A 12,865-nucleotide genomic window follows, 5' to 3' on the forward strand; every position below is an offset into this window, starting at 1 on the left:
ACAACTCCCGTCAGACAAAAAGGTTTACGCCGCTCGCATCATTTCCTTTATCGGTCGCTGCTGTCGGCCGCATCGGAGCTGCGGCTCCCTTGTCACCTGTTTAGCTGAAACGGCTGGCGCGGAAGGTTGCGAGCATTGGGTGTGGATTGCCCGAGACGATCTCGCGGGCGAGCAACTCGCCGACAATCAGTCCGAGCGTGGCGCCGCTGTGGCTGAAGGCAACGTGGAGACCAGGGACGGTCTCGAGTTCTCCAAGCACCGGCTCGCCGTCGCCGGGGATAGGCTTCGGGCCGACGGCGTAGGCGGCGAGCTGGAGACGCGGATTGCCGTCGAGCACTGCACTGGCTTCGTCGAGCAGTCCCTGGACGGTCCTGTCGTGCACGGTGTAGGTGCCGTCCGAGTTGGCGACGACCTCTTCCTCCGACCATGCCGAATCCAAAACAAGCGCACCATCGGGCGTTGGCCGCACCGCCACCCGCGGCGTGTTCAGAACGGCACGAAGGTCGGTCTTGATCGGTTGGGTTTTCAGGAGCAGCGAAATCGGCGTGGCGTCGGGGACATGAACGCCAATCTCGGCGAGCGCGGCTGGAGTGGCTGGTCCAACGGCAAGCAGCACTGAATCTGCCTTTAGCGGCTCGCCACCAGCGGTGACGACGCCGCGAGCGCGGCCCCCCATAATATCAATCCGCACGCGTCCGGCATCCTCGACAAGCTTGCCGCCCTTGGCGCGGAATTCCTTGAGCAGCCGATCGATCAGAGCGGGCAAGTCGACCCATCCCTCGCCAGGATTGAAGATCGCGCCCTGTGGACTGATCGCACCGGTATTCACACCGGGCGTCACGGCGGCAACTTCCGCCGGGCTGAGCAACAGGGCGTCATAGCCGATATCCTGCTCCAGTTGGCAGATCGAGACGATCTGGTTTGTGTTCTCGTCCGCATCCCAAGTCAGGCCGCCGTCGAAGCGGAGCCACGATGCCGTTTCCGGCTTTGTGGCAGCCAGCGTGCGATAGCGGTCGATGCCAGCGAGCCTCAAGCGATGATAGGCGGTGTCGGCGCGCCGCGCCGAGTTCAGCCAGGAAAGTGAACGGCCCGAGGCCCCATTGGCCGGCGCACCATCGTTCACGATCGTCACGTCGAGGCCAAGACGAGCAAGATGCAGAGCGGAGGAGACACCAAAGATGCCTGCGCCGACGACGATCACCTGGCGCGGCTTTGAGGATGCGGTCATGGAGAGTTCCTTCTACGCGGAAGAGGAATGGGAATGCCGACATTGGGCGAAGAACGGTAGGTCTAGTAATCCTTCAGCTTCTTCATGTAGCGCCGGCCCTCAAGCATCGGCCGGTCGCGCAGATCGGCCAGCTTGTAGGCAAACCGCCATAGAGTGTCGAAGAAGACCAGGGGCACGAGATAGGGCTTGATCCGATCTGCCATGCCCATGAGGTCGAGTTCCGTTGCGTCCACAAGCAGGATGTTCTCACGGCTGCCATATTGGAAAAGAAAGTCGCGCGCGCGCTCAGTGAGGCGCCGCGTCTCGTCCAGCCCCAACATCACAATGAAGCCTGCATCCTCGTCCACCACCTCGAAAGGCCCGTGGAAGAACTCGTTGGCATGTATGGCCTGCGAATCGTACCACTGCATCTCCATCAGGACGCAGATTGCGTACGAATAGGCCGCGCCATAGCTGGCACCGCTGGCGAGAGTATAGATTGCCTTGCGCGGCGCGAAACGGGGTGCAAAGGCCTGAAACCGGTCGGCATAGATCCGGTGCGCACGATCGATCGCCGGCTGGAGATGGCCGAGGCTGATCAGCAGGTCGGCGGTCAGTCCGGCATTCTCTCGATCGTCGATCAGGCCAGCGAGCACCATGTAGAGCACTCCGTAGTTGCTGTAGGCTGAATCGATTGTTTTGCCGGTCGTGTAGGAAGCCTGGTAGGCGACCGGGTGGTCGACCGCCCCAGCAAGCGGCGATGTTTGGTCGAGTGTCATGCCGATCGTCGTGGCGCCTCGATCCCGCGCATGATTGGCAGCACGCACCGTTTCCCTAGTGGTTCCGGTCTGCGAGCAAAGGACAACGAGCGTATCGGGTCCCAAGCGCCGTGGATCACGGCAGACGAACTCATCCGCATTGTAGATGTCGCAGGCCATCGTGCCGCTGTGACGGTCGACGAAGTATTTTCCTGCCATCATGATGGAGAGCGAGCCGCCGCACGCCACGAGAAATAGATGCGAAAACCGCCTGCCCGCCGTGGCGGCCAGGGCGCGTTCTACATCGGCGGGCAGTGCGGAAATCATGAGCATCCTCGTCTCGTTCGGAAAGCTTGAGGCCGGCGCACAATTGACAAACAGCAGTCATTGTGTGAACGTTCTCATATTCATAAACCGAAAGTTCCGCCATGGTCAAGATTGCCGCGATGGGCGATAACGTTGTCGATTGCTATATTGCCCGGGGCGAGATGTATCCTGGCGGCAACTGCCTCAATGTGTCGGTCAATATCAGCCGCTTCGGCGGGCAGACGGCATATGTCGGAGCGATCGGCGGAGACCGCGCCGGGGACCTGATCCACACCGCGCTGTCATCGGAGCGCGTCGACGTCAGTCGGCTGCGCCGCCTCGACGGGCCCACCGCCTACTGCCTCATAGGTCACCACAATGCCGATCGGATTTTCCTGACCTTCGATCTCGGCGTGTCGATGTTCACGCCGAACCGAGAAGATCTCGATTTTCTCTCGGGCTTTCAGGCCACCCACATCGGTCAGTCTAGCGGGCTCGATGCATGGATACCGGAGATTGCCAATAAATCGCTGGTTTCTTATGATTTTTCGACACGTCGGGAACCGGAGCATCGCCATTCGATCGGACGCTACTGCTATCTGGCCTCGGTGTCGGGTGACGGTCTCGATGACAAGGAATCGGACGCAATTGCATCCGAATTGCTTGCATGTGGTTCCAAATGGGTCCTTGTCACGCGTGGTCGGGCCGGTGCGCTGCTTCGCAGCCACTCCGTCTCCTGCCGCGTCCCGGCGCGACTGGTCGAACCGGTCGACACGCTGGGCGCGGGCGACACCTTCATCGCCCGAACGCTATTCGGCCTTCTTAAGCAAGAGGCACCTCGGGACATTCTCGGCCAAGCCGCCGAGGCAGCGGCGGCTACATGCCAGTACTACGGGGCGGTCGGCCATGCGGCGGCGATCGATATAGGCGTGGTCACGTCCGAAATCCTGCTCCGAGCGCAGCGCCTACAAGACGGAACGGTGTAGTTGCCGGGTTCTCCATGACAATTGACGTAAAGAATTTCCGATGCTAACGTGAGAACGTTCTCATCATGAAACCAGGCGTCGCCTGAGAGCGTCGGTCCGTGGATGAGAGCTCAAGTGGGATCGCAGGCCGAGTACGGCTATCAATGAGAGGAGAAGACATGCAAACGAATTCGAGCAGGCGTCGGCTGATCAAATGTGGTCTGGCCGCGACCATTGCGCTGGTGACCGGATTTGGAACTTTGGTCGCGTCAACGCAGTCAAAGGCGGCCGACAATCCCTACAACCTCATTGATCCTTCGGCGATCAGTGTCGGGACGATGGGCGATGCAAAACCTTATGTCTTCACCGACGCCAATGGCAATTTCACGGGGTTCGACGCGGAACTGTTCCGTGACGTGGCCCACCGGCTCGGTTTCAAGGACGAGCAGGTCGTTTTCACCGGCCAGGAATTCTCGGCGCTGCTGCCCTCCGTTGCCAACGGCCGTTTCGACGTGGCCGTTGCCGCCATCGGCACGACCGCGGAGCGCAAGAAGACCGTGGATTTCAGCGACGGCTACCTCGCTGGCTACCTGTCGATCATCTCGGCCGATCCGGCACTGACCAGCAATGAGAGCACCGCCGGAAAGCGCATCGGCGTGATCCAGGGTACACTGCAGGAAATCTATGCCGAGAAGAACCTGAAGGGTGACATCGTCAAATTTCCCGACAACAACACCGCGGTAGCTGCACTCAACAACGGAACGATCGATGGCCATTTCACCGACTACGAGTCGGCCAAGCAGTATGTCGAGCGCTATAAAAACCTCAAGATAACGATGAACGTGCCATCCTTCGATGCGCCGGCGGGCTTCGTCGTAAAAAAGGGCAATGACACCTTTCGCGAGGCGCTGAATAAGGCGCTGCATGCGGCCATGGACGACGGCACCTGGAAACGGCTGCACGAAAAGTGGTTCCCAGGCACCCCGATGCCGGACCAGTATCTGCCCAAGAAGTAGTCCGCAGGGCGTCTTTCATCGATGCTTTTCGGCCGGGCTCGTGAGCGATGTGCCCGGCCGCATTTCTGGTGGGATTGAATATGAGCTGGCTCGATACATTCACGCGCAGCTTCCTGGACTTCCAGGCGATGGTGGACGTCCTGCCCAACATGATCATGGTGGGTCTGAAAAACACCTTGATCCTGGCGATCGCGTCGACCCTGTTCGGCACGCTGATCGGAATGGTGCTCGCCGTGATGGGGATCTCCGAAAGCTGGCCGCTGAAGCTCATTGCACGATTTTATACCGACATCTTTCGCGGGCTGCCCGCCATCGTTACGATCCTGATCATTGGCCAAGGGTTTGCCCGGCTGGGCCGCGACTTGTTCGGTCCGTCACCTTATCCTTTGGGCATTCTGGCGCTCAGCCTGATTGCCGGGGCCTATATCGGAGAAATCTTTCGCTCAGGGATTCAGAGCGTCGAACGCGGGCAACTCGACGCCACGCGTACTCTTGGCATGACGTATGGCCAAGGCATGAGGCTGGTGGTTATTCCGCAAGGCATCCGCCGCGTGCTGCCGGCACTGGTCAACCAGTTCATCGGCAACGTCAAGGATTCCAGCCTTGTCTACTTCCTCGGGCTTCTCGCTTCGGAACGCGAACTGTTCCGGGTGGGGCAAGATCAGGCCGTCCTAACCGGCAACCTCTCCCCGCTGTTGCTGGCGGGCATATTCTACCTGGTGATCACGGTGCCTTTGACCCACCTTGTCAACTATATCGATGCGCGCATGCGCGTCGGCAAGCGCATCGTCGCTGTGCAGAGCGGGCTCAAGGAAGTCGCCGAGCTTGCCGAAGCGGGCAGGCCGGACGTTGCGAAGTCGTCCGCGGCGGCGACGACGCGTTTCAAGGGCGGCGGCATTGAAGTCAAAAACATAGATATGGCCTATGGCAACCTTCAGGTCCTGCATGACGTCAGTCTGAAAGTAGAGCCAGGGACTGTCACCTGCCTCATCGGGCCATCCGGGTCGGGCAAATCAACGTTGCTGCGATGCCTGAACCGGCTCGTCGAATGTCGCGCGGGCGACATTCTGCTCGATGGCGAAAGCATTCATAGGTCGACGCCTGACCAGCTTCGCCGGCGCGTCGGCATGGTTTTCCAGCAGTTCAATCTGTTTCCCGACCGCAGCGCGCTCGCCAATATCACTTTGGCACTGCGCAAGGTCAAAGGCGTGTCGCGCGAAAAGGCCGACCGCTTGGCCCAGGAACGACTCCAGGAGGTCGGGCTGCTGGAACGCAAGGATCACCGGCCGGCCAATCTTTCGGGCGGACAACAGCAGCGGGTGGCTATTGCGCGGGCGTTGGCGCTCGAACCTGAAGTCATGCTTTTCGATGAGGTCACCAGCGCCCTTGATCCGGAACTGGTGAAAGGCGTTCTGAATTTGATGGCAGACCTTGGGCAAAGGGGAATGACCATGGTCGTGGTCACGCACGAGATGAATTTCGCTCGCAAGGTCGCGAACCAGGTTGTGTTCATGGATGAGGGCCGGATCGTCGAAGCAGGGCGGCCGCAGGATCTTTTCGACAATCCGCAGAGCCCACGCCTTCGGCGCTTTCTGTCTGAGGTGTTGTGATTGCAATGATGTGCGCAACTTCGGGTGAGGTGGTTTTCAACCTTGCGGGACAGGGTCTGCTGCCGCTAGCTCGTCTCTTCACGATGCACCCATGGGCGGCAAGGCTTGGTGAGTGACTTCAAGATCATCAAAAAACCCAACCATCATCGAGGTCGCTCGCCGGGCCGGGGTGAGTTCCGCCACGGCAGGGCGCGTACTTGGTGATTACGGCTACAGCAGCCCCGAAGTTCAGGAGAAAGTGCGCGCCGCCGCCGCCGCGCTGGGCTATCGCCCCAACCGCCTGGCCAAAGGTTTAATCACCGGCAAGACGCAGACCATCGGGGTTGTGGTCGGCGACATCGAAAGCCCATTCTATGCCAGCGTGCTGCGCGGAATAGGGGATGTCGCGCGTAGCGGCGGCTTCGGTGTCATCGTTACGAACAGTGACGAAAATCCCGAACTCGAACGAGAGGCGGTTCAGCTCCTGTTGGAAAAGCAGGTCGACGGACTAATCGTCTCATCGACCTTTGTGGACGAGCCGGATCATCTGCGGGAGGCCGTCGCGGCCCGCTGTCCCGTCGTGCAGTTCGATCGCATCGCGGCGGGTCTGGAAACCGATTCAGTCGTGGTCGACAACGTTTCTGCAACGCGCAGCGGCATCGCGACGATGCTCGCGGCCGGCCACGGCCGCATCGCCATACTGGCGGAACTCGGGCCCGGCCAGCGCGATGATGTCGGCTCCTTTGTGGCAAACACCGATCTCTCCAGCTCTGATGTTCGCTATCATCATCCAAGCTGGCAAAGGCTATTGGGTTATTTGGAAGCCCATCGTGCCGCAGGCATCAAGCCGGATCTGCGATTGATCCGCCGCGTGGCGGTTTATTCGAGCGAGGCAGCCCGCAAGGAGGCGCTCGACCTATTGACGATGCGCAATGCCCCGTCTGCCCTGTTTACCGCCGATGGTGTCATGTCGACTGGGGTTTTGGAGGCGACTTCCGCACTGAAACTTGCGATTCCGGGAGACGTATCGTTGCTTTGCTTCGACGATCTCGACTGGATGCAGTTCGTGGCCCAAGGCATCACCGCCATAGCGCAGCCGGCGCATCTGATTGGAGCGGCAGCCGCGGAACTCCTCTTGAAGAGGCTGACCGAGACCATGATACCTTTCGAGCACCGTATCTTGACGGCCCGTCTGGTGGAGCGCAGTTCGATCGCCGTCTATACCGCATAATCCGCCCTCGCGTCCGACGAGCATGGTGAATTCGTGCGCCGCGCCCTCGACCGGAATCCAGGAAAAGCACCGGGCCATCCCCGGCGCACTGGCGCTGCTCGGGCTCGAGCCGAAGGACATCGACGTCGTCGTCAACTCGCATTTCCATTTCGACCATTGCGGCGGCCACAAGTATTTTCCGCATGCCAAGAAGATCTGCCATCGCACGGAGGTGCCGCAGGCCTGCAATCCGCAGCCTTTCGAGCATCTCGGCTATTCCGACCTGAGCTTCTCGGCGGAGCTGCGGAGGCGCGTGGCGCGACCGCGCAACTGCTGGAGGGCACACGCGCGCCACCTTCGAGGGGATCGAAGGCGACGTCGAACTCGCTAAGGGCGTCAAGCTGATCTCGACGCCCGGCCATTCGATCGGCCATTACAGCCTGCTGGTCGAGTTTCCCAGCGCAAGCCGATCATGTTCACCATCGACGCCGCCTATACCCAGAAATGCCTCGAGACGCTGTGCCAGGCGGCTTTCCACATCGACCGGTCGCCGGCGTCAATTCGATGCGCAAGGTCAAGAAGCCGGCCGAGGATCACGGCGCCGAGCTGATGTATTCGCACGACATGGACAACTTCAAGATCTACAAAACCGGCACGCAGTTCTACGGCTGACCGCCGTCAATCGGAGACAAGACCATGCGCTATCTCGAACACGCCGATCCGGTCATCACCCTGACCACGGGGCCGGTGAACGCCTACGCGGAAGTGCTGCGCGGCCTCAGCCGCACGGTGCTCTACGATTACGACCCGGCATTCCAGCTCTTCTACGAGAAGGTGGTCGACAAGGCGCAAGAGGCGATGCGGCTGTCGAACAAGCCCGTCATCCTGCATGGCGAGCCGGTGCTGGGCCTGGAAGCGGCGGCAGCGTCGCTGATCACGCCCGACGACGTCGTGCTCAACCTTGCCTCGGGTGTCTACGGCAAGGGGTTCGGCTATTGGGCAAAACGCTACTCGCCGCATCTGCTTGAGATCGAGGTGCCCTACAACGAGGCGATCGACCCGCAGGCGGTCGCCGACATGCTGAAGGCGCATCCGGAAATCACGATCGTTGCCGTCTGCCATCACGACACGCCATCGGGCACCATCAATCCGATCGACGCCATCGGCGCGCTGGTTTCGGCGCATGGTGGTTATCTCATCGTCGACGCCGTCTCGTCCTTCGGTGGCATGAAGACGCATCCGGAGGACTGCAAGGCCGACATCTATGTCACCGGCCCGAACAAATGCCTGGGAGCACCTCCCGGCCTGACGATGATGGGCATCAGCGAGCGCGCCTGGGTCAAGATGAAGGCCAATCCCCTGGCACCACGCGCGTCGATGTTGAGCATCGTCGACTGGGAGAATGCCTGGTCGCGCGAGAAGCCGTTCCCGTTCACGCCATCGGTCTCCCAAATCAACGGGCTCGATGTGGCGCTCGACCTCTATCTCAACGAGGGGCCGGAGGCCGTGTGGGCGCGCCACACGCTGACGGCAAGGGCCATGCGCGCGGGCGTCGCCGCCATGGGCCTGTCGATCTGGGCGATCAACGACAAGATTGCGTCGCCGACTACGACCGCTGTCCGGATACCGGATGGCGTCGACGAGAAGGCGCTTCGCCAGGCCGCGCGCGCTCGCTACGGCGTGGTGTTTTCGTCAGGTCGCGGCGAAACGCTGAGGAAGCTGACGCGCATCGGCCATATGGGCCCGACCGCGCAGCCGATCTATGCAATCGCGGCGTTGACGGCGCTGGGCGGCGCCATGAACGCGGCCGGCCAGAAGCTTGCGGTCGGCAAGGGCATCGACGCGGCGCTGGCCGTGATCGACGCCGACGCCTGAGCACAAATCAGATTGCACATTGAGGGAGACATTTCATGACTGAACGGCTTGCGGGAAAGACGGCCCTGGTGACGGGCGCCGCGCAAGGCATCGGCAAGGCGATCGCGGCGCGGCTGGCAGCCGACGGCGCGACCGTCATCGTCAGCGACATCAACGCAGACGGCGCCAAGGCGGCGGCCGCCACGATCGGCGGCAAGACGAAGGCGATCGCCGCCGACATTTCCGATCCCGGATCGGTCAAGGCCCTGTTTGCCGAGATACAGGCGCTGACCGGCGGCATCGATATGGGCTAGGTCTTAGTTTGCCGGCCGAAATGGTTTCGCGAGCGAGGCTGGAAAATGCAGTGCAAGCATTTGACGATTTCGCGAAATAAGGACCAATACGACGATCGTCGCCAGATACGGCAGGGCCGACAACAGTTCGGACGGCACCTCCAGTCCCAGCGCCTGTCCCTGCAGCTGGAGGATGGTCATGCCGCCGAACAGCCATGCGCCAAGCAAGACGCGGACCGGCCGCCATGTGGCGAAGACCACCAATGCCAGCGCGATCCAGCCTTTGCCGGCGGTCATGTTCTCGACCCATAGGGGCGTGTACGCGACCGAAAGATAAGCACCGGCCAGGCCGGCCATCGCGCCACCGAACAGCACCGCCATATAGCGTATCCTGATCACGGGATAGCCGATCGCATGGGACGTCTGTGGCGACTCGCCGATCGTGCGCAGAACGAGGCCGGCTTTTGTGCGGTAGAGAAACCAGCTTATGGCGACGAACATCAGCAGGGCCAGGTAGACCATCGGGTCGAAGCGGAAAAGCAGCGGCCCGACCAGCGGCAGGTCGGACAGAACCGGGATGCTGACGCCGTGCAGCGCTTCGATCGGTTCGCTGCCGAAGCCGCGCCCGAGGAAGGCGGACACGCCGGAGCCGAAAATCGCCAGCGCCAGACCGGCCGCATATTGGTTGGTCAGGAAAGTCAGCGCCAGCACGCCGAACAGCAGCGATGCGGCGGCGCCTGCCAACGCACCGGCAAGGATCGCGACCGGCATGGAATAGCCCGCGGTGACGGCCCAGAAGGCGAGGGCGGCGCCCATCAGCATCATGCCTTCTATGCCGAGATTGAGCACGCCGGACTTCTCGACCACGAGCTCGCCAAGCGCTGCGAATATCAGCGGCGTGGCGGCGATGATGGTGCCGGTGAAGATGGCGATGAAGAGATCCATCAGGCTGTCTCCTGCGCAAACCGAAATTCACTCATCGTGCCATCTCGAGTGCATGCGCATCTCGGGCCGGCCGTACCAGGCGAACGCGGTAAAAAATGAAGAAATCGGCGGCGAGCAGGAAGAACAGCAGGATGCCCTGAAAAATGCGCGTCAGCGCCGAGGGCAGGCCAAGCGTCATCTGCACGCCTTCGCCTCCCAGGAAAAGCAGCGACATCAGCAGCCCGCCCAACACAATGCCGAAGGCGTTCAACCGTCCGATGAAGGCGACGATGATGGCGGCAAATCCGTAGCCCGGCGAAATCTGCGGTGAGAGCTGACCGAGCGGTCCGGCGGCTTCCGCCATGCCGGCGACGCCGGCCGCGGCACCTCCCGCCAGAAGGCCGATCCACACCGCGGAGGACTCGCGAAAGCCTGCATAGCGCGCGGCAAGGGGGGCCGCGCCGCTGACCGACATCTTATAGCCGAGGAAACTGCGGTCCGTGAACAGCCACATCAGAAACACAGCCACGATGGTGACGAAGATCGAAGGATTGAGCCGATAGGCCGGATCGAAGGATCCGAACATCGCCGCCGCCGGCAGCAGCGCGGTTTGCGGATAGTTGAAGCCTGCCGGATCGCGCCACGGTCCATGCACGAGGTAGGACAGGAACAGCGTCGCGATATAGGTCATCATCAGCGTGACCAGGATCTCATTGGTGTTCATGCGCGCGCGCAGAAAGGCCGGGATCGCGGCCCATGCCATGCCGGCCCCCATGCCGGCCACGAACATCAGCGGCAACAGCAGCGCGCTCTCCGGGTTCGGCCAGAACAGTCCGACGCCGCTGGCGGCAACCGCGCCCATGGTGAACTGGCCTTCGGCGCCGATGTTCCAGACATTGGCACGGAAGCCGACCGCCAGCCCGCAAGCGATCAGGATCAGCGGCGAAGCCTTGAGCAGCCATTCGGACAAGCCGTTCATCGAGTTCAGCGGCTCGACGAAGAAGGCATAGAGCGTCAGCAGCGGATCGTGCCCGAGGGAGGCGAAAAAGATCGAGCCGACGGCCAGCGTCAAAACCGCCGCCACAAGCGGCGCGGCGATGCGCATCGGTGCGGAAGGCTCGGGTCTTTGTTCAATCCTGAAGCGCAACGTCGCTACTCCCACCTGCCATCGTATCCATGCTCATCGTTCTGCCAGTCATCAGCAGTCCGATCTCTTCACGATCGGTCGTCTTGCGCATCAGCGGTGGTGAAACCCGTCCTTGGCAGATGACCAGAAGCCGGTCGCAAATCTCGAACAGCTCATCAAGTTCCTCCGACACGACGAGCACCGCCGCGCCGGCGCGGCTGAGGTCGAGGATGGTCTGGCGGATGAAGGCGCTTGCACCGACGTCGACACCCCAGGTCGGTTGCGAAACAATAAGAAGTTTCGGCGCCAGCGCGATCTCGCGCCCGACAATGAATTTCTGCAGATTGCCGCCGGACAGGCTCTGCGCGGTCGCTCCCGGGCCGCTGGCCTTGACCTTGAACCTGTCGATGATGCCGGCGGCGAAACCACTGGCCTTGCGCCGGTTGACCAATCCGTTGCGGACGGTGCCGAAGCGATGAGCGGTCAGCACCGTGTTTTCCCATAATGTGTGCGATGGCACCGCACCCCGCCCAAGCCGCTCCTCCGGAACGAAGGCCAGGCCGAGCTTGCGGCGTTCGTCGGGACGCAGGCGGGCGGCAGCCGTCCCGCCAATCCTGATCGCATCGCGTTGCTCATGCGTGCGTTCGCCGCTGAGCAGGGCAATCAGCTCGGCCTGGCCATTCCCCGAGACCCCCGCCAGGCCGACGATCTCGCCGCCATGCACGGCGAAGGACACGTCCTCCAGGTCAACGCCGAAATGGTCCCCTGCTTTCGCCGACAGGTTCCTGACTTCCAGCACCGGCTTCTCGGTTGGGACAGAGGGGTTGACATGCATTTCCGGCAGCTTCGAGCCGACCATCATGCGGGCGAGCTCGAGCGATGTCGTTTCCTTTGGACGAGCGGTTCCGGTGACCTTGCCGTCCCGCAGCACCGTGGCGGTGTCGCAGAGCTCCTGCACCTCGTCGAGCTTGTGGCTGATATAGACGATGCTGCACCCCTCGGCCGCGAGCTGCCGGAGCGTCTCGAACAGCTTGACCACGGCCTGCGGCGTCAGCACGGATGTCGGCTCGTCGAGGATCAGAAGCTTCGGCGCCTGCAGCAGGCAACGCACGATTTCGACACGCTGGCGCTCGCCAACCGAGAGATCGTGCACCTGGCGGTGTGGGTCGATCGGCATGCCGTAACGCAGCGAAAGCTCGCGGATCTTGTCGGCAAGCGAGGGCAAGTTAAAGGCGCTGCTTGTCGAGAGCGCTATGTTCTCGACCACCGAGACGGATTCGAACAGCGCGAAGTGCTGGTAGACCATTTCGATGCCGAGCGCGCGCGACATCGCCGGATTGTGCGCGGTGATCGGATTGCCGTCGCAAAAAATCTCGCCGGAATCGGCTTGTGCCGCGCCATAGATGATTTTCATCAGCGTCGATTTGCCGGCGCCGTTTTCACCGAGCACGGCGTGGATCTCGCCGGGCTGGATCGACAGCGAGACGTCGTCGTTGGCGATGACGCCCGGATAGCGCTTGCAGACGTTGCGCAATTCTAGTCGCGGATGCATGGCGGGTCCTGCCGTGGCGTGAAGCGAGGTTGGACGGGAACCAGGCAAGGAGACGCCGAAGGTCA

The 12,865-nt window shown here is 61.8% G+C and carries 11 protein-coding genes and 1 pseudogene; 7 read left to right on the forward strand and 5 right to left on the reverse strand.

The window, feature by feature from the left end; genetic code table 11:
- Positions 1-100: 100 nt before the first annotated feature.
- The gene (locus FJ938_RS11555; RefSeq protein ID WP_140693756.1) at positions 101-1,228 is read right to left on the reverse strand and encodes an FAD-binding oxidoreductase; all 1,128 of its coding nucleotides are present in this window, start codon (positions 1,226-1,228) and stop codon (positions 101-103) included.
- Between the two features lie 62 nt (positions 1,229-1,290).
- The gene (locus FJ938_RS11560; RefSeq protein WP_246671520.1) at positions 1,291-2,298 is read right to left on the reverse strand and encodes an SIS domain-containing protein; all 1,008 of its coding nucleotides are present in this window, start codon (positions 2,296-2,298) and stop codon (positions 1,291-1,293) included.
- Positions 2,299-2,393: 95 nt separating this feature from the next.
- Here FJ938_RS11560 and FJ938_RS11565 point away from each other — a divergent pair, with 95 nt between their 5' ends.
- The 7 genes and pseudogenes from FJ938_RS11565 to FJ938_RS11595 all read left to right on the forward strand — a co-directional run bounded on the left by FJ938_RS11565 (position 2,394) and on the right by FJ938_RS11595 (position 9,219).
- The gene (locus FJ938_RS11565) at positions 2,394-3,257 is read left to right on the forward strand and encodes a PfkB family carbohydrate kinase (RefSeq protein ID WP_140610410.1); all 864 of its coding nucleotides are present in this window, start codon (positions 2,394-2,396) and stop codon (positions 3,255-3,257) included.
- A gap of 158 nt (positions 3,258-3,415) precedes the next feature.
- Entirely contained in the window at positions 3,416-4,252 is an 837-nt protein-coding gene (locus FJ938_RS11570) for an ABC transporter substrate-binding protein (RefSeq protein WP_140610411.1), read from the forward strand.
- Positions 4,253-4,332: 80 nt separating this feature from the next.
- Entirely contained in the window at positions 4,333-5,862 is a 1,530-nt protein-coding gene (locus FJ938_RS30250; protein WP_140610412.1) for an amino acid ABC transporter permease/ATP-binding protein, read from the forward strand.
- A 112-nt stretch (positions 5,863-5,974) separates the two neighbouring features.
- A complete protein-coding gene (locus tag FJ938_RS11580) occupies positions 5,975-7,072 on the forward strand; it encodes a LacI family DNA-binding transcriptional regulator (RefSeq protein WP_140610413.1) in 1,098 nt (365 codons plus the stop codon).
- Between the two features lie 55 nt (positions 7,073-7,127).
- Positions 7,128-7,723: pseudogene (locus tag FJ938_RS11585) on the forward strand (N-acyl homoserine lactonase family protein); the annotation flags it as partial.
- Positions 7,724-7,747: 24 nt separating this feature from the next.
- Positions 7,748-8,926, forward strand: a complete 1,179-nt coding sequence (locus tag FJ938_RS11590) for an alanine--glyoxylate aminotransferase family protein (RefSeq protein ID WP_140693759.1) — start codon at positions 7,748-7,750, stop codon at positions 8,924-8,926.
- A 35-nt stretch (positions 8,927-8,961) separates the two neighbouring features.
- Complete coding sequence (locus FJ938_RS11595; RefSeq protein ID WP_281407040.1) at positions 8,962-9,219, forward strand: SDR family NAD(P)-dependent oxidoreductase; 258 nt, start codon at positions 8,962-8,964, stop codon at positions 9,217-9,219.
- Between the two features lie 3 nt (positions 9,220-9,222).
- Here the strand turns inward: FJ938_RS11595 and FJ938_RS11600 are convergent, their stop codons facing one another.
- From FJ938_RS11600 to FJ938_RS11610, 3 genes are read right to left on the reverse strand one after another with little or no spacing between them, the layout of a single operon-like run.
- On the reverse strand, positions 9,223-10,143 hold the full coding sequence (locus FJ938_RS11600; RefSeq protein ID WP_140610415.1) for an ABC transporter permease: 921 nt from the start codon (positions 10,141-10,143) through the stop codon (positions 9,223-9,225).
- Positions 10,144-10,174: 31 nt separating this feature from the next.
- Positions 10,175-11,269 carry an ABC transporter permease gene (locus FJ938_RS11605; protein WP_140610416.1) on the reverse strand — a complete coding sequence of 365 codons (1,095 nt, stop codon included), beginning with the start codon at positions 11,267-11,269 and terminating at the stop codon, positions 10,175-10,177.
- Positions 11,253-12,800 carry an ABC transporter ATP-binding protein gene (locus tag FJ938_RS11610; RefSeq protein WP_140610417.1) on the reverse strand — a complete coding sequence of 516 codons (1,548 nt, stop codon included), beginning with the start codon at positions 12,798-12,800 and terminating at the stop codon, positions 11,253-11,255. The genes FJ938_RS11605 and FJ938_RS11610 overlap by 17 nt, the downstream gene beginning before the upstream one ends.
- Positions 12,801-12,865: the final 65 nt, after the last annotated feature.

This window comes from Mesorhizobium sp. B2-4-14 (assembly GCF_006442155.1).
Taxonomy (GTDB): domain Bacteria; phylum Pseudomonadota; class Alphaproteobacteria; order Rhizobiales; family Rhizobiaceae; genus Mesorhizobium.

Coding starts and splice junctions, on each gene's coding strand:
- FJ938_RS11555 (WP_140693756.1), bottom strand. CDS start 1,228: ATGACCGCATCCTCAAAGCCGCGCCAGGTGATCGTCGTCGGCGCAGGC.
- FJ938_RS11600 (WP_140610415.1), bottom strand. CDS start 10,143: ATGGATCTCTTCATCGCCATCTTCACCGGCACCATCATCGCCGCCACG.
- FJ938_RS11590 (WP_140693759.1), top strand. CDS start 7,748: ATGCGCTATCTCGAACACGCCGATCCGGTCATCACCCTGACCACGGGG.
- FJ938_RS11565 (WP_140610410.1), top strand. CDS start 2,394: ATGGTCAAGATTGCCGCGATGGGCGATAACGTTGTCGATTGCTATATT.
- FJ938_RS11595 (WP_281407040.1), top strand. CDS start 8,962: ATGACTGAACGGCTTGCGGGAAAGACGGCCCTGGTGACGGGCGCCGCG.
- FJ938_RS11570 (WP_140610411.1), top strand. CDS start 3,416: ATGCAAACGAATTCGAGCAGGCGTCGGCTGATCAAATGTGGTCTGGCC.
- FJ938_RS11560 (WP_246671520.1), bottom strand. CDS start 2,298: ATGCTCATGATTTCCGCACTGCCCGCCGATGTAGAACGCGCCCTGGCC.
- FJ938_RS30250 (WP_140610412.1), top strand. CDS start 4,333: ATGAGCTGGCTCGATACATTCACGCGCAGCTTCCTGGACTTCCAGGCG.
- FJ938_RS11610 (WP_140610417.1), bottom strand. CDS start 12,800: ATGCATCCGCGACTAGAATTGCGCAACGTCTGCAAGCGCTATCCGGGC.